The 19,473-nt window shown below is 56.7% G+C and carries 28 protein-coding genes; 2 read left to right on the top strand and 26 right to left on the bottom strand.

The annotated features are described in order from the left end of the window. Window position 1: 1 nt before the first annotated feature. From MPAL_RS02760 to MPAL_RS02680, 17 genes are all read right to left on the bottom strand, one after another. Window positions 2-1,231 carry a tRNA pseudouridine(54/55) synthase Pus10 gene (locus MPAL_RS02760; protein WP_012617238.1) on the bottom strand — a complete coding sequence of 410 codons (1,230 nt, stop codon included), beginning with the start codon at window positions 1,229-1,231 and terminating at the stop codon, window positions 2-4. Then, window positions 1,231-1,806, bottom strand: coding sequence for a tRNA (pseudouridine(54)-N(1))-methyltransferase TrmY (trmY, locus tag MPAL_RS02755; protein ID WP_012617237.1), 576 nt, complete (start codon window positions 1,804-1,806; stop codon window positions 1,231-1,233). The genes MPAL_RS02760 and trmY overlap by 1 nt, the downstream gene beginning before the upstream one ends. A 2-nt stretch (window positions 1,807-1,808) precedes the next feature. Then, the gene (locus MPAL_RS02750) at window positions 1,809-3,131 is read right to left on the bottom strand and encodes a signal recognition particle protein Srp54 (RefSeq protein ID WP_012617236.1); all 1,323 of its coding nucleotides are present in this window, start codon (window positions 3,129-3,131) and stop codon (window positions 1,809-1,811) included. Next, complete coding sequence (gene ftsY, locus MPAL_RS02745) at window positions 3,131-4,360, bottom strand: signal recognition particle-docking protein FtsY (RefSeq protein WP_012617235.1); 1,230 nt, start codon at window positions 4,358-4,360, stop codon at window positions 3,131-3,133. Before ftsY ends, MPAL_RS02750 begins: the two co-directional genes overlap by 1 nt. Window position 4,361: 1 nt before the next feature. After that, window positions 4,362-4,832 (bottom strand): prefoldin subunit alpha, encoded by a 471-nt coding sequence (pfdA, locus tag MPAL_RS02740; RefSeq protein WP_012617234.1) that lies wholly within the window; start codon window positions 4,830-4,832, stop codon window positions 4,362-4,364. Continuing rightward, window positions 4,822-5,013, bottom strand: a complete 192-nt coding sequence (rpl18a, locus tag MPAL_RS02735; protein ID WP_012617233.1) for a 50S ribosomal protein L18Ae — start codon at window positions 5,011-5,013, stop codon at window positions 4,822-4,824. Before rpl18a ends, pfdA begins: the two co-directional genes overlap by 11 nt. A gap of 1 nt (window position 5,014) precedes the next feature. Next, window positions 5,015-5,680: a translation initiation factor IF-6 gene (locus tag MPAL_RS02730; RefSeq protein WP_012617232.1), complete on the bottom strand. Its 666-nt coding sequence runs from the start codon at window positions 5,678-5,680 to the stop codon at window positions 5,015-5,017. A 1-nt stretch (window position 5,681) separates the two neighbouring features. Continuing rightward, on the bottom strand, window positions 5,682-5,945 hold the full coding sequence (locus MPAL_RS02725; RefSeq protein ID WP_012617231.1) for a 50S ribosomal protein L31e: 264 nt from the start codon (window positions 5,943-5,945) through the stop codon (window positions 5,682-5,684). Between the two features lie 2 nt (window positions 5,946-5,947). Further along, window positions 5,948-6,100 (bottom strand): 50S ribosomal protein L39e, encoded by a 153-nt coding sequence (locus tag MPAL_RS02720; RefSeq protein WP_012617230.1) that lies wholly within the window; start codon window positions 6,098-6,100, stop codon window positions 5,948-5,950. 18 nt (window positions 6,101-6,118) lie between these two features. Continuing rightward, a complete protein-coding gene (locus MPAL_RS02715) occupies window positions 6,119-6,703 on the bottom strand; it encodes an alpha hydrolase (protein WP_012617229.1) in 585 nt (194 codons plus the stop codon). Continuing rightward, window positions 6,700-7,029 (bottom strand): DNA-binding protein, encoded by a 330-nt coding sequence (locus MPAL_RS02710; protein ID WP_012617228.1) that lies wholly within the window; start codon window positions 7,027-7,029, stop codon window positions 6,700-6,702. Before MPAL_RS02710 ends, MPAL_RS02715 begins: the two co-directional genes overlap by 4 nt. Before the next feature lie 15 nt (window positions 7,030-7,044). Next, window positions 7,045-7,491, bottom strand: a complete 447-nt coding sequence (locus tag MPAL_RS02705) for a 30S ribosomal protein S19e (protein WP_012617227.1) — start codon at window positions 7,489-7,491, stop codon at window positions 7,045-7,047. Window positions 7,492-7,626: 135 nt separating this feature from the next. Continuing rightward, window positions 7,627-7,869 (bottom strand): YhbY family RNA-binding protein, encoded by a 243-nt coding sequence (locus MPAL_RS02700; protein ID WP_012617226.1) that lies wholly within the window; start codon window positions 7,867-7,869, stop codon window positions 7,627-7,629. 7 nt (window positions 7,870-7,876) lie between these two features. After that, entirely contained in the window at window positions 7,877-8,197 is a 321-nt protein-coding gene (locus MPAL_RS02695) for a ribonuclease P protein component 4 (protein ID WP_012617225.1), read from the bottom strand. A 70-nt stretch (window positions 8,198-8,267) separates the two neighbouring features. Continuing rightward, window positions 8,268-8,876, bottom strand: coding sequence for a phosphoribosylglycinamide formyltransferase (purN, locus tag MPAL_RS02690; RefSeq protein WP_012617224.1), 609 nt, complete (start codon window positions 8,874-8,876; stop codon window positions 8,268-8,270). A gap of 27 nt (window positions 8,877-8,903) precedes the next feature. Next, window positions 8,904-10,169 carry a hemolysin family protein gene (locus MPAL_RS02685; RefSeq protein WP_012617223.1) on the bottom strand — a complete coding sequence of 422 codons (1,266 nt, stop codon included), beginning with the start codon at window positions 10,167-10,169 and terminating at the stop codon, window positions 8,904-8,906. A gap of 100 nt (window positions 10,170-10,269) precedes the next feature. Next, window positions 10,270-11,067, bottom strand: coding sequence for a sugar phosphate isomerase/epimerase family protein (locus MPAL_RS02680; protein ID WP_236610416.1), 798 nt, complete (start codon window positions 11,065-11,067; stop codon window positions 10,270-10,272). Between the two features lie 61 nt (window positions 11,068-11,128). Here MPAL_RS02680 and xseA point away from each other — a divergent pair, with 61 nt between their 5' ends. After that, window positions 11,129-12,388 (top strand): exodeoxyribonuclease VII large subunit, encoded by a 1,260-nt coding sequence (gene xseA, locus MPAL_RS02675; protein ID WP_012617221.1) that lies wholly within the window; start codon window positions 11,129-11,131, stop codon window positions 12,386-12,388. Further along, complete coding sequence (gene xseB, locus MPAL_RS02670; protein WP_012617220.1) at window positions 12,372-12,554, top strand: exodeoxyribonuclease VII small subunit; 183 nt, start codon at window positions 12,372-12,374, stop codon at window positions 12,552-12,554. Before xseA ends, xseB begins: the two co-directional genes overlap by 17 nt. Here xseB and MPAL_RS02665 read toward each other — a convergent pair. The 9 genes from MPAL_RS02665 to MPAL_RS02625 form a co-directional block, all read right to left on the bottom strand. After that, window positions 12,536-12,991, bottom strand: a complete 456-nt coding sequence (locus MPAL_RS02665) for a DUF371 domain-containing protein (RefSeq protein WP_012617219.1) — start codon at window positions 12,989-12,991, stop codon at window positions 12,536-12,538. The genes xseB and MPAL_RS02665 overlap by 19 nt on opposite strands. Window positions 12,992-13,055: 64 nt before the next feature. Beyond that, complete coding sequence (gene ndk / locus MPAL_RS02660; RefSeq protein WP_012617218.1) at window positions 13,056-13,505, bottom strand: nucleoside-diphosphate kinase; 450 nt, start codon at window positions 13,503-13,505, stop codon at window positions 13,056-13,058. Window positions 13,506-13,510: 5 nt separating this feature from the next. Continuing rightward, window positions 13,511-13,702: a 50S ribosomal protein L24e gene (locus MPAL_RS02655; RefSeq protein WP_012617217.1), complete on the bottom strand. Its 192-nt coding sequence runs from the start codon at window positions 13,700-13,702 to the stop codon at window positions 13,511-13,513. Window positions 13,703-13,707: 5 nt separating this feature from the next. Next, window positions 13,708-13,917, bottom strand: coding sequence for a 30S ribosomal protein S28e (locus MPAL_RS02650; protein ID WP_012617216.1), 210 nt, complete (start codon window positions 13,915-13,917; stop codon window positions 13,708-13,710). Window positions 13,918-13,923: 6 nt separating this feature from the next. Then, window positions 13,924-14,292 (bottom strand): 50S ribosomal protein L7Ae, encoded by a 369-nt coding sequence (gene rpl7ae, locus MPAL_RS02645; protein WP_012617215.1) that lies wholly within the window; start codon window positions 14,290-14,292, stop codon window positions 13,924-13,926. 281 nt (window positions 14,293-14,573) lie between these two features. Further along, a complete protein-coding gene (locus MPAL_RS02640) occupies window positions 14,574-16,580 on the bottom strand; it encodes a DUF2298 domain-containing protein (RefSeq protein ID WP_236610415.1) in 2,007 nt (668 codons plus the stop codon). After that, window positions 16,570-17,547, bottom strand: a complete 978-nt coding sequence (locus MPAL_RS02635; RefSeq protein ID WP_012617213.1) for a lysylphosphatidylglycerol synthase transmembrane domain-containing protein — start codon at window positions 17,545-17,547, stop codon at window positions 16,570-16,572. The genes MPAL_RS02640 and MPAL_RS02635 overlap by 11 nt, the downstream gene beginning before the upstream one ends. Then, a complete protein-coding gene (locus MPAL_RS02630) occupies window positions 17,531-18,247 on the bottom strand; it encodes a glycosyltransferase (RefSeq protein WP_012617212.1) in 717 nt (238 codons plus the stop codon). The genes MPAL_RS02635 and MPAL_RS02630 overlap by 17 nt, the downstream gene beginning before the upstream one ends. Beyond that, window positions 18,234-19,472: an NAD(P)/FAD-dependent oxidoreductase gene (locus MPAL_RS02625; RefSeq protein WP_012617211.1), complete on the bottom strand. Its 1,239-nt coding sequence runs from the start codon at window positions 19,470-19,472 to the stop codon at window positions 18,234-18,236. The genes MPAL_RS02630 and MPAL_RS02625 overlap by 14 nt, the downstream gene beginning before the upstream one ends. Window position 19,473 lies beyond the last annotated feature (1 nt).

Below are 19,473 nucleotides of genomic sequence, written 5' to 3'. Positions count from 1 at the left end.
ATTACTCTCCTCCATTTGCCATTTCTTCGACCAGCACTACATCAAGGCTGGTCACCTGAGCAGGTCTTCCAAGGATCTCCGTAAGACTGGGGCGTGTCCTGCCATCATCCCCTGAGATCAGTTCCTTGATATAAAGGCCGGCTTCACCGAGAACCTCGATTGAATACCTGCCTTCTTCGATACCAAGACACCTGATCTCAAGGACATCACGCTCCCTGATCTTGTCTGCCCGTCTATGGGCAACCCGGCGGGGTGTGCGCTGATGTATTGTGACCCCCTGCAGGCGATTCAGAGCCAGATTCAGCTCATCCTCTGACAGATCGCCTTCGACCTCTACCAGGATCCTGTATTTTTTATGCGCTTTGTTGGACTTAAGGGTTTCCACCTCGGTCCGCAGCGCCCACCGGTCGAACTCTACAGCAACCCTGCCTGCTGCAGCGGTGTTGACGGCCAGTTCAAGTTCTTTGAGGTCAGCCGACCGGATCTGAGGCGTGTCCACTTCAAGGATGAACGGCCTTCCTGTGCCGATCATCCGGGCATCGATATCCTCCCTCCCTGCACCATGCAGAACGGCACCAGTGGCCTTCAGCAGGACCATAACCGGCCTGCCGACCAATTCCTCGACCGAGTCGGCATACTGCTTGCCGGTGAAGTTACAGGCTTCACAGCCACTGCCATGACAGGCCCGGCAGTCCCAATGGGTCTGCGGGATCCCCCGTTCAAACTTCTGGTACCTGCCATAGATGAAGATCGGGTTCACCTGCACTTCGACCTGATCACCGGCTATATCCAGGATCACAACCACATCTGGGTGCTTGAAGTCGACCATGCGGCCGGTCTTAGCAGAGACCGCCTTGCCAACCTCCCGGTTCATCTCAGACTTGAGTGGTTCGGGTGAGCGGAGATTCTGATCTGACCAGACCATCTCCTCGCTCTCGGTCAGCAACGGTGGAACCCGGGTCCCGACCAGAATCGTCGAATACTCGAGCCCCTCGAGGGCAGTACAAACTTTCTCAGCCCAGAGACCGACCTGGTCGAAGAGATTGTTGCAGACCCAGCAAACCCCTGCTGCCGGGTGGTACGGTTCATTGGCGTCGAGCGCCGCCGCCACCCGGAGGGCATGCCCCCGTTCCTGATTGGTCAGCCCAAAGGACAGTTTTCCATAGAACCGTCCAAGGCAGTGGTCACAGATCTCGCCATATCCTAGGATCGCCTTCACCTGTTCAATCATCACTGGTTCGCCTCACGTCGATCGAGTTCATTCAGCACCACCGTTATGGTGTGATCTGCATGCAGGCATTTCGGTCCAACCGAATACCGGGGAAGTGAACTGATCAGGTGCAGTTCCTCATCAGTGAAGTTCTGATGGTCACTGAGCAGAAATCCGGAGGGGAGGGCAGGTGCTGTCCTGATGTCCTCGCCATGTTCGTCCAGGACCGCACAGGGGACATCCTCGAGCAGACGTGCAAGCCCGCCCCACCGCACCTCGACCCCCCGGGTCGACTCGGTAAACCGGTCGGTGCAGGTGTGGGCCAGGGCCTTCTTGATCAGGGACCCGGCAGATCGTTCGTCCGGGTTCAGGTACCTGACCGTCTCACCGGTGAATCGAACCGTCTTCTCAGGATCCGGTCCTCCGGAGAGGATCAGGTAACAGACAGTATCCCTGCGCAGATCATGCGAGAGAAAGAACGTAGTGTTCACACATCTACAGAGGATGTCCATACGTCCGGCCGCCCCGGGCATATCGTTCAGACTGAAGGTTCCACTTGTCGTGGCCCGGTGGCCTATGATAACAAAAGAGGTCATATTCACTGCTTCCCACTGAAACGCTTCATCATACGTTGCATATTGAATTTTCCTCCGGCACCGCGCATCCCCTTCAGGGCACGCTGCATTGTCTTGTGATACCGGAGAAGTTCGCGCACCTCGTCAGGGGATGCGCCGGCACCTGTCGCAATCCGATGCATTCGTGATGAACCGATGACCGCCGGATCGTCCAGTTCTTCATTGGTCATCGAGTCCATGATGATCCGGTACCGAACCATCTTCGTCCCGGTCACCTCATAGACATCGTTGGGGATATCCACATTTCCGAGCGGGAGCATACTCATGATCTGCTTCAGCGGCCCCATCTTGTTGACTGCCTCAAGCTGTTTGTACATGTCTCGCAGCGTAAACTTCCCCCGGAGCATCGAGTTTACATCGACATCCTCAGTGGTGATCGCCTCTTCAGCCCGCTCGACCAGGGCCTTCAAGTCTCCCATCCCAAGCAGCCTGGAGATGAATCCGTCAGGGTCAAACCGTTCAAGATCCTCTATCGTCTCCCCTGAACCTATGAAGACAATACCACTCTTCGTCTCTGCAACCGCCGAGAGGGCACCACCACCCTTTGCCGTGCCATCCATCTTCGTGATGATCACGCCATCGATATCGATTGCCTGGTGGAACCGTCGTGCCTGCTCACTGGCCTGCTGACCGAGGGCGGCATCGATCACCAGCCAGCGGTGCGTAGCCTTTGAGAGGGTGTTCAGGTCGACGATCTCCTGAATCAGCCCCTCCTCAAGCGCATGCCGCCCCTGGGTATCGATGATCAGCACCTCGGCCTGACCAACCGATTTGAGACCTTTGGTCACGATCTTTACCGCATCGGTCTCGTTTGGGTCTCCGAAACAGGGGACGTTGATCTTCTGACAGAGGGTGCTGATCTGCTGGTATGCCCCCGGGCGGAACGTATCCCCACAGATCACTGCGACCCGGAGCCCTTTGCGCTGAAAGTAACGGGCCAGCTTCGCCGTGGTGGTAGTCTTTCCAGACCCCTGTAACCCGGCCATCAGAATCGTCTGCTGTCCAAGGGTCACCTCCACCTCAGGACCCATCAGCCCCACCAATTCCTGGTAGACGATCCGGAGCACATGCTCACGGACCCCCATCCCTTTCAGGGGCTCCTCTTCGAGCGATCGTGTCTTGATCGCCTGCGAGAGGTTCATCACCAGTTTGACATTCACATCAGATTGGATCAGGGCCCGCTGCAGGTCCTTGACCAGTTCCTCGACCGCCGCCCGATCCACGACCGTCTTTCCAGCCAGTTTCTTCAGGGCATCCTTCAACGACGACCCGAGTCGGTCGAGCATCAGGACTCACCCCCAAGCAGGTCGTCGACGACGGTGGCCGGGGTGAACGGGATCAGATCCTCGTACCCCTGCCCGACCCCAAGGAACATCAGCGGTTTCCCGATCGTATGGGCGATCGAGATAGCCGCCCCCCCCTTGGGATCCATATCTGCCTTGGTCAGCACGACCGCGTCCGCGCCGACGGTCTTCTCAAACTCCTCCGCCCGGATCACCGCATCGTTCCCTGCCACTGCCTCGTCGACATAGACAACCAGGTCCGGCTTCATCACACGCTTGACCTTGGCCAGCTGGTTCATCAGGTTAGCGCGGTTATGGAATCGTCCTGCAGTATCAGCAAGGACCACATCGATCTGATGAGAGATCGCATACTGGACCGTATCGAAGAGGACAGCCGACGGGTCACCACCCTGTTGATGCTGGATCACCTTGATGCCAAGCCGCTCAGCATGGATATCGATCTGTTCGATAGCACCGGCGCGAAAGGTATCCCCTGCACCGATCACTACCGAAAAGCCGTTCTTCAACAGGAACGCACCGACCTTGGCCACCGTCGTCGTCTTCCCGGTGCCATTCACCCCGGTAAAGAGGATCTTCACCGGTCGGTCATGCGTCCGGATGTACGCAGGAAGATCGAAACCCTCACCGAGCACATCGAGCAGGGCATCCTTTAGAGTCTCCATCACAATCAGATCAGGGGATGTCCCAATCTTTCGGTGCGAGCCGATCAGGTCGTGCCTGATATGTCTGAGAATCTCCTCAGTCACTGGCAGCGCCACATCATTCTCAAGCAGCACCATCTCAAGTTCGTCGAGGACATCCTTTACATCGGACTCTGCAAGGATCAGCTCGCGCTCCTTGACAAAGACCTTCATCTTCTTAAAAAAGCCGACCTTCTCCTTCTTCTCAGGAACAGGAGTCACGATGGAAGGTTCTTCTGCGGGCTGCTTCACCTTAGGCGAAAGATCCTGACGAACCACGGGCGTTACTATTGGTTCAGGAACAACCTCTGGTTCTAAAAACGATTCAACGACCGTTGAAGAGACAACTTCATCTGCTTCTGATGCTGTCGGAATCTCCGACAGCACCGTTTCCACCTGAACAGATGAGGTGTCCCTGATCTGCGGTTGTTGCACCTCCTCTTCTTCAGGGGTCGAGGCGACCGCAGCCTTGATGCTGCTGCCCAGTTTCTGCTGAACCTTCTGCAGCCTGCTTTTGAGCCCCTCAAACATATTAGAGCGTACCTGACTGACCCTGCGGTGCCTGCTGCTGAGCTGCCCTGTACACCAAGTCGAGGCGACGACTGATCTCATCCATCTGAGACCGGACCTTCTCGATCGTCTCCGCGATCTTCTTTCCAGATGCCTCCATCTCGGTGATCCGATCCTTTAAGAAATCGATCGCTTCGGCACTGGTCCGTTCAACCGTAACCTCGGCACCGATGCTCACCAGCACCCGTTCCGGTTCGACCACATGGGCGCGAACGCTGGCCCCACCACCGATCTGCAACAGCACGGTACCATCAGCTGCATCAACAGCGGAGACCGCACCAATTGTATCAATCGCGGCCAGAGATTCAAGCCGGCCCTGCTCGATCATACGGAACTGCTGTGAAAAAATTTCGATCTGCTGCCCGTACTCGTTCAGGTAGTGCTGAAGCATCTGCACTTCCCGTGGGTCGACGTTCTCCACCTTATTCACCATCTACAGGAGTAATGCCGTTGATAGTAATATACATTCTCTTAAGGTGGTGCTCGCTGCCGATTGTGGCGTAAGTACGCTCCTCTGCCTGCTTGCTGTTCGGTGCGCCGACGACCTTGGTATAGGGCTTCCAATCGTCGCCTATCTTGAATGTCCCTTTCACTTCAAACATCTGTTCTGCCATATTATCCCTCAACAAATCCAAATACATCTGCGATACGGCCCATCTCGAAACCGCTCGTCTCGATGCCTGCGAGATAGCCCGTGCTGTTTGCGAGCAACCCTGTACCGACAAGGCCGCTCCCCATATTGATCGTTCCTGTCCCAACCGGAAGATCGGTGGTTGACTCAAGAGTTGCCAGTTCCCTGCCAGCACTCCGTGCATGGACAAGAATTCCACGGTTCGTCGCATACCCGGCCATTCCGACCGTCTTGATCCCACTCAGTGTCAGCCTGATCACCGGCACGCCCAGCACCGAATGGATCTGCTCGATTGTGGCATTATCCATATCAGGATGGACAGCCGCCATCTGATCATTGGCAAGGATCACATTACCTGCCGCATTCATCGATCCCTCGAGGAGCATCACCTCACGGTACTCCTCGATCGCCCTGATCTCATCAGGGTAAGCAAGCCCACTGACGATAGCCCCCCGGCTGTTTCCACTGACCAGTGAACCGATGATGGAACTCCCCTGGACATGCGTCTTCACCAGAGTTACACCGAGCGCCTCTTTAAGGGCGGCGCAATAGTCAGCAGAGGCCTCGGGTGGGACCACTGCGATATCCTCAAGCACTCGCGTAAAGATACCAATATGGGGGTCGCCTTCGTATGCGAGCGTCCGTATCATGTTACTCCTGTGCGAGTTCAGCCTGGACCTGTCCGTCGTCGAACTTCATGGCCCGGACCCGGATCTTGCGCGGTGGTTTTTCACTCCCCCGCTCCCAGACCTTCTCATTGATGCTGGCATCGAGCTTGACATCCTCGCTCTTCATATGCTTGGCAAGAAATGCCCGAATATCCTTCATCGCAGTGTTGCTTCGCTTCCACCGTGGCGAACGCTTGACGTCTCGCAGCGGAATAATATAGATCTGCTCATTCATTTTTTCTACCATTATTACACCTTCAGTGAGCTCCGTCTCCAGCTCCGCCTCTTAGGATGAGAGACCACAGCCCGCTTGGTCTTGATCATCACCCAGGAGGGGACCCGCCTGTTCTGCGCAGTGGCCTTTGACAGCCGAATTTTTCTTCCTTTGGTCAGTTTACTCATAATTTACCCCACATTTCTTCACTTTATTCCACAGATCAAGGACTGTTCATGGCGCTGCGGGAAGAAGGCCGACGGGTCAACCCCCTGGATCACCAACGCATCCCGCAGTTCATGTTCGTAGTCCCCATTCTGCAGGGTACTGCTCTCTCCGTACTGCACGATCAGCAGGCGATCAACGAGGCGGTTCACCTCGGTCCTGCCGAAACCAAGCAACGGCCGAACATAGGAGCACCCATATTTTGCCTCGATGCGCTGCACCTCACCGAACGTCAGCATCGGTACACGGTCATTCAGACGCGTTCCATCCCCAACCACTGCATACTCCTCTGCAAGTGCAGTGATTGCATAACGGTGGACCAGGTTGATAGCATCATTGGGATAACCACACTGGCGGATCATGACTACGAGCCGATCACGAAGTGCTGTCCCAAAGGTTCTCCGAATCAGCGGGAGGGAGAGTGCATCTGCAGCAGCCTCGACTGCAGGAAGAGAGTGATGCTGATCGAACACAAACGTGTTCAGCTCCACCTGATAATCCCGTGCGAGCATCAATGCCGCAAGTGCGCTATCCTTTCCTCCACTGAAGAGAACCGCTGCCTTCATTTCCGTACGATATTGAAATCCTTCTTTGCCGGGATCAACTGCCTGAGCAGATCCTTCAATTGTGCATCAGAGATCTTCTGCTTGATTCGCCCACTCTGGGCGAGCATCACTAACTGCTGCTCAACACCTGCTGCAAACTCCGGCTTAGTCAGCCTGATGGTGTTTAAACGCTCCCGCGCTTCAGGTTCAAGGATCTGCATCAATGCCATCTGCATCGCAGACTTGGCACGCTGCTTCTCCTCATCCATCTGCTGCTGATCCATCTGCTGACTCTGAAGTTGAGCCATCCGTCTGCGCCGAAGTTCAGCGAGTTCGTCATCCCCCATCATGCACCTGTCAAATTATTCGCTCTGTCCAGATGTACCTTCGGCTGCACTGCTGACCAGACCATAGGCTGTCCCGTCAAGGAACGACATCCCTGCCGGGGAGACCTTTCGGCCCGCCTTGTCGCGAACGATAAGTCCAGCGGCCTCAAGCTGCTGAACGAGTGTCCGGATCACCGCTCCACTACCCTTTCTAAACTGATTGGGTCTGGCTCCTCGGTTTTTCTTGCCGCCATAAAAGCTGCGCATCCTCTCTACACCTACCGGTCCGTCAATATATACGCGCCTGAGCACTGCTGCTGCGCGTGTATACCACCAGTCCGGATCCTCGGGGGGCATCTCCTTGTGGACCCCAGTCTTGGCAAACTCTGCCCATGCAGGTGGTGCGATCTCAGGGCGCTGCTTCAGCTCCTCTGCCACCATTCTGATCAGTTTATCTGCCGGTACATCGTATACCGTTGTCATTGAACTTCCTCACTGTCCATCAAATATAATAACAGTCTTTAGGTATATGTCCATAAAGGTTTTATATATTTCGAGCAGGTGAATCATCAAAAATCCGCCCTTATTTATCTAAATAGCAAGATGAATCAACCGGATTCACCTGCTCTGTTCCCGACCGGCCCGGCCGGACCGTCCTTCTGCAAGGACCATCGTATGCCCCCGGACCTGCACCAGTTCAGCACCTGCGCGGAGGGCGATATCCTCAGGTACCACATCGGTGGACCGGAGCCACTTGATCTTAATCACCTTACGATCCTTGAGCTGCCTGACGATCTCGTCGATCATCGTATCGGTCATTCCCCGCTTGCCAACCCAGATGGTCGGCTTGAGGTCCTGCATACTCGAATTATCTATTATCTGTCCTCACCACCTGATACCGTGTCTGGCGCCCGCAGTTAAGGCAGGTCACGATCACATGTCCACGGTGGACACGGACCCGAACATTCACACCATGCAGAAAGTACGCATAACAGTGGTGACAATACTGTCTTCTCTGTTCCCGTTCCATCCGCATCCGCTGCCGCATTGCAATGGCCCTGGCCCGTTCCACGCACCGGTCACTCCAGGCCGGGTTGATCCCGGCGAAGACCTTCGCCTGCGTAAAGAGGATCGCGATACGTTCCCCGGCAAGTTTCTTGGTCTGTCTGTTCTGTGACTTAACGGTCATACCAGCCCCTGCCCCCTGCAGGCACACTTCACTTAGTACTGTACGCTGACCATTATATAATGCGGGATCTTCACCCCTGCTTTATCAGGACACGCCGGCCACTGATGGTCAACCGATCCTCGCAGAAGAGCCTGACCGCCTCCGGAAGAATCCGGTGCTCCTCTTGGAGGATTCGCTCACTCAGCGCATCCTCATCATCCCCATCCAGCACAGGCACACAGTGCTGCAGAATGATCGGTCCGCTATCCATTCCGGTATCGACGAAATGAACGGTGCAGCCGGCCACCCTGACCCCATACTCAAGGGCCTGACGCTGAGCATGAAGCCCGGAGAAACTGGGCAGCAGCGCAGGATGGATATTGATCATCCGGCCGGCACAGGCATGCACGATCCGATCCCCCAAGATCCGCATATACCCTGCGAGCACGATCAGGTCGGCACCAGTCGCCTCGATCGCAGCGAAGAGATCCACCTCATAGGCCCGCCGGTTGGGATAGGCACAGTAGTCCACGACCACAGACGGAATGCCGGCCTCCGCCGCCCGATCGATCGCCCGAGCATCCGGGTTATCGGTGATCAGTGCCACGCAGACCGCAGGGATCTTCTGATCCCGGATCCGATCGATCACTGCCGAAAAGTTTGAGCCACGGCCCGAAGCGAGCACTGCAATCGTCTTCATTCATCACACATCTGCCAGATGAGACTATTAACGCTTCTCCCGATCATCGGAGAGGATCATCTTCACCTTGACGATCCGTTTGCCCCGCATCTGCATAACGACCAGCGTCGCATTGCTCTCCTCGACCCTGACTGTCTCACCAGGATGCGGAATATGGCCGAGCTGCTCGATCAACAGCCCCCCGATCGTCTCGTAGGTATCGGAGGTCGGAAGCGCAATATCCAGTTGTTCGTTCAGATCATCGACCCACATACGCGCATCCAGCATATAGATCCCCTCGCCGATCCGGGACAGTTCGGGTTCCTCATCATCGAACTCATCGAGGATGTCACCAACCAGTTCCTCAAGGATGTCCTCGACCGTCACAACCCCAACAAAACCACCATATTCATCCATCACCATCGCCATCGGAACTTTTCTGAGCTGCAACTCCTTTAAGAGGTCGTCGATCTTCTTGGTTTCAGGGACGAAATACGGATCGTACATCAGATCCGAGATCTTTACATCCTTCTTATGTCCGACGATCACCGTGTAGACATCCTTGATGTTGAGGACCCCTGTCAGGTTATCGATCTTCTCGTGATAAACCGGGAGCCTGGAGAAACCAGTCTCATGGAAGATAGTGAGGGAACTCTCAAGGGTGCTGGTGTCCTCGATCATCGCGACGTCGACGCGGGGGGTCATCACCTCGCGAGCGGTTGTGTCCCCGAGTTCCAGAACATTGTAGAGCATCTCCTGCTCCTCCTGCTCGATCGTCCCCTCCTCCATACCGACATCGATCCATTCCCGGATCTCATCCTCAGTCACCGTTGGTTCAGTAGAGACATCTCCAGGGACCAGTGAACGGCTGACCTTATCTGATAACCAGAGGAACGGACCGACGACCCGGGAGAGGAAGAGAATCGGGGGAGCCACCCTGAGGGCCAGGGGTTCGGTGTACCGGGTCGCAAAGAGTTTCGGTCCGATCTCACCGAAGATCAGCAGAATCAGCACTGTACCTCCGATCGCGATCCCCAGACCGGGATCCCCAAATGCCTCGATCGCGATGGAGGTGGCCACCGCGGCCGCGGCCACGATCGCGATGGTGTTTCCGATCCGGAGGATGATCAGGATATGATCCTGATTCTGCTTGAGTTTAAAGAGTTGGGCTGCGCCTGACCGCCCATCATTCACCAATGCCCGGACCTTGGCTCGTGTGATCGAGATCAGCGCCACTTCAGAACTGGAGAAAAAGGCCGAAAGAATGATACAGAGTCCAAAAATCGAAGCGTTAAAAAGGTCTAACTGAAGCATTAATGCTCACGCCGTAAAGGGCAAACCACGAAATGGGTATTCATGAGATCGTATCTAATAATATATTGAAAGCAGGATTTTATATACTTGATGGTGGAGATCAGACAAAGAACCGGGCGATGAAACGCTCTTCCTCATTCAATAACGCGACCTTCTCCTCCCTTGATAGAGTATGATCGAACCGGAGGTCCTCGATCTCCAGAGTCAGGTTTCCCTGATACCCCTGTTCGGCCAGCGCCTCGAGCACCCGCTGAGAATCAGGGTGGCCCTGCATAGGAAGATGCATCACGCCATTCTCACTCCGCGAGAGGTGGACATTGACCAGTCGATCAGAGCAGAGTTCGATGTACTCAAGCACCGACTCCACCGAGGTGCCCATCGCATGCGAGACATCGAGCGTAAAATACAGCCAGGGTTCCCGGTCCAGCAGGGCACGGACTGCCTTTGGAGTGCAGAGCAGATAGTTCACCTTATTCTCCATATTCTCAATCGCGACCCTTACCCAGGACCGGTTGGCCTCCTCTCTGAGCAGATCGATCAGTACCTCGAACCGGGTGTACTCGTCAGGACCAGGGGGTCGCTTAGCTGTCCGGCGGCCAGGATGCACCGTCACCACCCCAGCTCCAATCCGATCAGCAAACCTGATAGCAGCCGCTGAATACTCACGGGACGCCGCAGCCACCTTGGGATTCATGGAGCAGGGATTCAGGTCGAGGATCGGGACATGCACGGTCATCGGATCCATCGAGGAGTAGAGGGAACGGCATCTATCCAGCAGGTCCATCGGCATGCCGTAGAGCCAGAACGAAGGGGTCTCAGGCCAGAACTCCATGGTATCGAGAGATGAAGCGGCGACGGTGGCGAAGATTTCAGAGAGCGTGGACTCGTGAAAGAACATGCTCGCAACGGAAGAGCGAACCATAGATATAGGTGATACGGAGTACATCCTATTGAACGTAATGGCAGGAAGACAGGGCCAGTTAACCTTCGACCAGATCGCGCCCCGCGAGGAACCCCGAACGCTCGGCGTATCCGAGATCTCCGGGCTGATCGAGACCCTCCTCGGCGATCAACGGCTTCAGGAGATCTGGGTCCGCGGGGAGATCACCAACTATACCCACCACAGTTCAGGCCATCGCTACTTCTCCCTTTCAGAGGAACGGTTCGGAAAGGTCTCGACAATCCAGTGTGTGATCTGGCGGAGTGATGCGGCCCGGATCGGGATCGATCTGGCCAATGGGATGAATGTCCAGATCTTTGGATCGATCGGGTTGTACCCACCGCAGGGGCGGTATCAGTTCTATGCCAGGGAGGTTCGACGGACAGGGGAGGGGGAGAAGCACCTCCTCGTCGAACGGTGGAAGCGGGAACTCGATGCAGAGGGGCTCTTCGCAGCCGAAAGAAAACGACCGCTCCCCCGGTTTCCGAAGGTCGTGGGCGTGGTCACCTCGTCGACCGGCGCCGTCCTGCAGGACATCAGGAATGTGATCAGCCGGCGGTTCCCCCTGACCCTGATCGTCTCCCCGACGGTCGTACAGGGGGAGACGGCTCACCTTGAGATCGCGGCGGCCATCAGGAGGGTCGATACCAGGGTGGATGTGATCATCGTCGCCCGGGGAGGAGGCTCGTTCGAGGACCTCTTCCCATTCAACCACCCCGACGTCGTCCGGGCAGTCGCAGGGTGTATAACCCCGGTGGTCAGTGCGGTCGGCCATGAGGTCGATGTAACCCTCTGTGACCTGGCTGCAGACCTGCGTGCCCCGACCCCCTCTGCAGCAGCGGAACTGGTCGTCCCGGACCGGGGAGAACTGATCAGCGAACTGTTGACCTGCCGGCAGCACCTGATCGATCACCTGATACGGAGGGTACAGAAGGGCTCAACCGAGGTCACTACCCTCAGAGAGCGACTTCACCCTGCTCGGCTTGAACGACTGATGAACCGGCGGAGAGAGGATCTCGCCACACTCTCCGAATGGCTCGACCGTGCCCTCACGGTCGGGATGGAAAGAAGACGGTTGGAGGTCAGGGAACAGCGGGCGATGGTGGAAGCCGGCGATCCGCTCAGGCTGCTCAACCGTGGCTACTGTATGGTCGAACGGGAGAACCAACCGATCACCTCGGCACATCAGATCAGCAAAGGAGACCAGGTATTACTGAGGCTGGCGGACGGAACCGGGATCGCGAAGATAAAGGAGGTCACCTATGACAGAAACATATGAAGAGTTGCTGAAGGAATTGAAATCTATCGTGCAGAAGATCGAGGACGATGAGACCAGCCTCGACGAGAGCATCGCCCTGTATGAGCGCGGGGCCCTGCTGGTGAAACAGTGCGAGGGGATGCTCGAGACGGCCGAGATGAAGATCAGTCAGCTCGGGAGGGATTGACTGACGGCCTCAACAGCAGAGAGGACGGTCAGCGTCACCTCAAGCGGGGCCCCGTTCTGAAGGCTGGCGATCAGATCTCTGGGCAGGGTCCGGGCCACATGATCCGCGTAGACTCCGATCGTCCGGCTGCAGGTGAACGGAGACCGGCGCCATACCAGGTCGGTCTGGTGGGAAAGGTCCAGTCCAGAACCACCCCGGGACCTGACGACCACGGAGATCCCATCGCAGGCCAGCGTTGTGATCAGTACCGCCCCATCTGTGGCCAGCGCTCTCTTAAACTCAGATGAGAGATCAGGGCCTGCCCGGTCAGCCCCGACGCCGATGATGCAGTCGCCCTGCAGGGTCAACGAGGGCTCGGTGGTCACCTCAAACGTGGTCTTGTGCGTGGCCAGGACATACTGATGTCCATGGCAGTGGATCACCTCAGTTATCGTCATTATTCTTCAGAAGAGAGCGCCAGCTGTTGAAAGCAGACAGAGTCATATTAAAAAAAGTGCGGGTTCACTCATACAGGACCGGTTCATCGATCCGTGTATAGGTGACCTGTCCGGTGCCCGGGAAGTGAAGTGCAATCTCGCGTGCGGCGCTCTCAGGAGCGTCGGACGCATGGATCACATTCCTACCGATGTCAAGACCGTAATCGCCCCTGATAGTGCCAGGAGCGGCCTCGGATGGGTTGGTTGCGCCGGTCAGCGTTCTGACCACCGCAGCCGCATTCTTTCCCTCCCAGACCATCAGGAAACAGGGACCGCTCATGATATACTGCTTGAGCGAGGGATAGAACGACCGTTCGATGTGCTCACGGTAGTGTTCATTCACCGTCGCCTCAGCGAGCCGCTCAAATCGTGCGGCCACCATCTTCAGCCCCTTGTCCTCAAGCCGGGCGACGATCTGCCCGATTAAGCCGCGCTGGACTCCATCGGGCTTGATCATCACAAAGGTCCGGTCCATCTCATTCACTCCTTACCGAGTGCCTTTCTGCCGGCCTTGGTCCAAGCGACCCGGCGCGGAGCTCTTCCGAGCTTGAAGTTATTCTGGCACTTGGTGCTGCAGAAGTAATAGATAGAACCATCCCTGCGGACGAACATCTTGCCGGTTCCGGGTTCGAGCCCTTCACCGCAGAACGTACAGGTATGCATTTCAACCATTTACTTCACCGCCTGGAGAGTTTTTTTGCTTCACGTTCGGTCTCGAGGAGCATCAGGATGTCCCCTTCGCGGATTGGACCGACGGTGTTTCTGGTGATGATCCGCCCCTTGTTGGAACCGTCAAGGATACGGCATTTGACCTGCATGGCTTCTCCGTGCATCCCTGTGGACCCGATCACCTCGATCACTTCCGCTGGCGTGCCTTCATCTGCCATCGGACATTACCCCCTTAACTCAGTGAGCTGGGCCGTGATCTCGTCGACGAGTTCTTTTGCCTTTCCAGGCTTCACAATCGCTGCAGCAGTCGAGGCAACAGTCAGGCCGCTGGCGGCTCCGATATCGTTCTGCTTCCCGATAAAGATGTACGGGATGTGCTTCTCATCACAGAGTGGGGCCAGATGCATCACAATCTCTTCTGGCTCCACATCTGCGCCGATCAGGACCAGCTGAGCAATGGATCGTTCGATAGCTTTTGTCGCTTCATTGGACCCTTTCTTGACCTTCCCGGTATCCCGGGCAATTTCAAGGGCTTCAAGGGCCTTGTTCTGGATCTCCTCTGGAGAATCAAATGTTACGTATGCTTTTGACATAACTCACCTCATTCAGGATTGCGTAGTCTCCTTCATCACTCATCAGTCAGTCGCCGATGTGTCCATATCTTTCTCTTTTAGCCACACATAAAGGTTTGTAACTGGAGGCCAGGGACCTGGTGATCTACCTGAATTTTCCCCAGAATCCAGGAGATCCTCGCCCGTCCGGATCATCCCTCTGACCCGGGATCTGACACAGAAGACCAACAGTGCGAACCCCTGGATCCTGTGCATTCAAACCGGATCGATCCCCTCCGTCGACAAAAAAGATAAGAGATGGATCAGGCCAGTTGATAGATCTGAACGCCCTGCCCGGAGTAGATCTGCTTGAGCCCGGTGGTCGGGAGCGAGACCTGATAGGTGGTCCATTCGGTCTCCCCGACATAGAGGAGGGTGGCATTATACTTCTTCATCAGTGATACCGTCTGTGAAGGATCCTGATAGATCGTCTTCACATCGGCCATCCGTTCTGATACCGGACCGTAGTCCCCGCGCCACATATACTCGTGGAAAGTCCAGCCGATGATCGCCGGGAGGCCAGTGAACGAAGAGATCCGGGCGGCGTAGGTGTAGTCCGACCCCTGCGCCTCGACGATCACCGGGCTCCCTTTCAGTTGCGAAAGGAAGGCCACTGCAGCCGCATCCCCGGGATGGGTCGTCTCCACATAGGCGAGACCGTCGAGAGTCCGGTCAGGGGCCGTCAGTTTGCCGGTGACGGCAAACGGAGTGATCAGCAGTACCGCGATCAGTAGCACTGCCATCCCCTTCCCCCGGGCATCCCCAATGGACGCGAGATGAACCGATAACCGAGACTCGTCGATAGCCCGCCCGATCATCACTGCTGAAGCCGATCCCATCAGCAGCCATGCCGCGACATAGAACTTGAAGACCGTATTCATCCGGAAGTACTGATCTCCCATATTGTCCTTCAGATACAGGATCTCACAGAAGACGGCGACCAACAGCCCGCAGACAGCCAGGAGTTCCTCGTGCCGCCGGGCCTTCCGCGTGGCAAACGAGACGAGCGGGATCACAGCGATCGCAGCGGCATAATACCCGGTCAACAGGAACGGGATCGCCGCGGCGATCAGATAGGGCCGCTTGACCAGGTCACGTGCGGAAAAGGCATAGAATACCAGCAGGAAGAAACCGTGCACCAGCAGGAACTGGGCCGGAGCCGAGGGGAGATGGACGATCCCAATCCCCTTGATCCCTGCGCTGGACATCTGCAGATAGAACGGCAGGTAGGCAGCGATGGCCAGCACCGGGATCACGAGCGGCAGATACTGAAGGAGGCCGGCCACTGCCTGCTGCCGCTCCTGCCAGACCAGGTACAGGCAGACTCCGAGCGTAATCGGCGCATAGATCAGCACATCCCAGGAATTGATCCCGGGCATCGACCCGAGCGAGACGGCGACCAGCAGCATCAACAGCCCCCTCCCCCTGGAGGTGAGATCCTTCCAGGTTCGGATACAGAGGAGGAGCAGGAAGATCAGAAAGACCTGGTTGAAGATACCGAGCACATGTGCATGGACATCACCCCAGGTGAAGGAGAAGAGCGGGTACTCGTTGATCGTATTGTCGATCACCCGGGTACTGTCCCAGGCGACCTTCGAAAGATCATTCCCCCCAAAGGAGAGGAGGAACGCGGAGGGGTTCGGAAGGAGGAGGATCAGGGTCGGCAGCCAGGAGAGCCGTTTTAAGAGTAGATCTCCAATCGCATACAGATTCACGGCAGCGAGGCCCATGATCGTCGGCAGTGCCAGGTTGAAGACAACTGATGCGGGGATCCCGGTGACGGCGCCAAGAGCCCCGACCAGCCAGTACCCGAGATAGTAATAGACGTTCTGATACCCGCCGGCATACCAGGGGTCGAGCGGCGGAACCACCGGGGTTCGCATCACTGATGAGATGAAACCAAGATCCATGAACTTCTCTGCATACGAGGCCGAGGGGTTGGTGTACCGGGCCTCGAGCATGAAGAGGAAGAAGCCAAGGAAGACCAGGTCCCACCGCCACATTCCAGCGAGGGAAGCGCGGGTGTACTCCCGCCGGTACAGGTGATAGGCGAGCAGTACCCCGAACGGGAGCAGCGCCAACCAGACCGGGAGGTGGAGCAGGCCACAGTACCAGGAGAGAAGAGTATAGGCGAGGACAGAACCGGTGAACGAGGCAGGGTAGGCAAACCGGCCACACCCCTCCTGCAGCAGAGGCCAGAGCGATAACTGGAGCAGTTTGATCAGCACCAGCCAGATGATCACTGCGGCCACCTGCATCTCAATCCCCACCAATCGACTCACCCTCCACAACCTTCTTCTGGAAGACCCGCCAGATCACCGGCATCACCCAGTCCCCGCAGAGATAGATCGAGATCGCTCCGCCGATTCCGGTTATCAGATTCTTGATCAGATGGTCGATGACCGCAATCAGGGTCGCGGTGGCCAGGGGCATACCCCCGAGCGTAACGAAGACGCCGGCCACTGCAGCCTCATAGATCCCCATCCCCCCGGGCGTCACCGGAACCGTCTTGATCAGGTTACCGATCACAACGGCCAGGATCACAACGATCGGGTCCAGTGGCTGTTCGAACATCAGTACCACCGCCATACAGACCATCGCATCCAGGATCCAGATCACAATCGACGAAACACCGAGGACCAGGAGTGAACGCAGGTTCAGCGAGACACGCCGAACCTCGTCGAGCATCGTCAGCACCATCCCGATATACCGATTCTTCGTCTGAAACCGTCCTGCAACGATGAGCAGAGCGAAGAAGATCACGCCGGCAACCAGCGGGATCACGATCAACGTGTAGAACCACTCCGGTACATTCAGCAGAAACAGAACCGATATGAGTCCGAGTAGGGCCACGGTCACCACATCAAAGATCCGTTCCACCAGTATCGAGGAGATCCCCTGCGAGTAGGTGGTGCTGTGCTCATGCTTCAGGAGGAAAACCCTAACAAAGTCGCCGAGGCGAAATGGGATCACCAGATTCACGGTCTGGCTGATGAAGATATTGGCCGTCGCAAAGGTGAGCGTCGGCTTGATGGAGAGACCCTGCAAGATCGACCTGTACCGGAAACCCCGAAGCCACCATGCTGCCACACAGATCAGCACGGCGACAGCGATATAGGCCGGGATGCTGTTGGCGATGGCAACAGAGAGGTCAGCCCTGACACTGTAGAGCATAAACCCGAGGATCCCTGCTGCCAGCAGCGTCGGGATCACGACTGCACTAATCTTTCGATACATGAAGCCCCCACCACAACCGCAGGATCGCACTGCCCATGTCCACGACGTCCTTCCTTTTGACCGTGGTCCCCGGCCCCTGCCGCCACCGAACCGGTATCTCCCGGATCCTATAGCCGGCCCGGGCCCCCCGGACCAGTACCTCGGTGTCCCAGAACCAGTGCGTATCATCAACCTTTTCGAGCAACGGCAGAAGCCGAGCTCTGTTGAAGGCCTTGAACCCGCACTGGTGGTCGTACAGTTTTGAACCGAGGATCGTCCTGACCAGCAGGTTATACCCCCGGCTCGCGATCTCCCGCCCGCCAGTCCTGACGATGTCGCTCTCCGGGAGAAGACGCGAACCAGTCGCAATATCAGAGCCCTCACGGACCGCATCGATCACCTCGGCGAGGTGCTGCATGTCGGTAGCCAGGTCGACATCATAGTAGCAGACGATCGTCCCCTGGGCGGCAGTGAACGCACGGTTCAGGGCCCTGCCCCGTCCAAGACGCTGATCTGAATGGAGCAGGTGAATACGGGGATCGGTCTGCTCGACGGCCCTGACGAACTCAGCACTCCCATCGGTGGAACCGTCCTCTGCTACCAGGATCTCAAAACTATCGGTGACCTTGGAGAGAACCTCGATCGATACAGGGATCGCAACCTTTAGTGCGGGGAGGTCGTTATAGACCGGTATCACCGCGCTGACCTCAATGCTGGTCATGGGCCATCCTCCGCCGGACACAGGTTGCCACCTGTCTGCCGGCGGTGATCGAACCCTCCATCGACCGTTCTGGATAGTTGGGCCTGCTGAACATGCCAGCCATATAAAGACCGTACTGTTCATAGTTGGGGATCATCTGCCGGTATCCTGTGGTATAAACCGGACCGGCCCAGGGATCCACCTCAAGGTGCTGCCAGTGGATCATCTCGTCCGTGACATTGAAACGCGTGCAGAAGTCCTCCTTCATCCTCTGACCGTGCTGGTCAGGAAGGGTACCGCTGAAGTACGAAGCCAGATAGACCAGATGTTCGCCATATCGTTCCAGGGGTGCAAAGTTAGTGTGCGAGACCACTGCCCCGTACGGTGCAGGATCCTTCATATTCAGCCAGTATATCCCTTCCGTCACATCACGGTCCAGAGCGAGGATCATGCAGGCCGCCCCCTGGTATGGGATCGCAGGGAACTCAACCCCGCTCAGTTTGGCCAGTTCCTGTGGCGGGATCGTCGAGATGACCGTATCATACCGGATCCCATTCACGATCCATTCAAGACCGGATCGTTGCATACTCTCGACCGGGGTGCCGGTCTGGATGGAAACCCCCCGGTCGGAGAGGACCTGTTCCAGCCGATCGATCAGGATCGAGAAACCTCCTTTCAGATAACCGAGCCGTTCCCCTCCAGTGGTCCGGTTGGACCTGATCGCAATCCGGGATATCAGCCAGGCTGCAGAGATCTGGTCTCGCATGGCCCCGAACTTTGATTTGAGCAGCGGCTCAAAGAAGGAAGTATAGGCGTTCATCCCCACCTGTTCAACCAGAAACTGCTTTACTGGAACATCATCGAGTTTTATCCGATCCATCCGCTTTGCACGGAGCGTCAGCAGGGCCAGTCGGGCCTTGTCGAGCAACGACAGATAGGGGTACACGAGGATCTCCCGTGGCGTGGTCAGGGGATGAACGGCCCCATCCACATAATACCCGGTGCTCCCCTCCAGCCATTCGAGCCGGTCGCTTATCCCCAGTTGTTCCATCAACGAGAAGAGGTTGCTGTCCCCCTCAAAACAGTGATGATAGTAGTGTTCTATGGTATAGTGTTCACGCGAAAGAGATGAGAGACAACCGCCAAGAAATGGGCGCCGCTCAAGGAGTTCCACGGAATGATCCCCAGAGAGGTCGAGCGCTGCAGTGAGACCTGCCAATCCTCCGCCGATGATACAGATCTTCATA

This window comes from Methanosphaerula palustris E1-9c, assembly GCF_000021965.1.
GTDB lineage: Archaea > Halobacteriota > Methanomicrobia > Methanomicrobiales > Methanospirillaceae > Methanosphaerula > Methanosphaerula palustris.
Note: the sequence above shows the minus strand (reverse complement) of the source record. Positions and strands in the feature narration are given on the sequence as shown.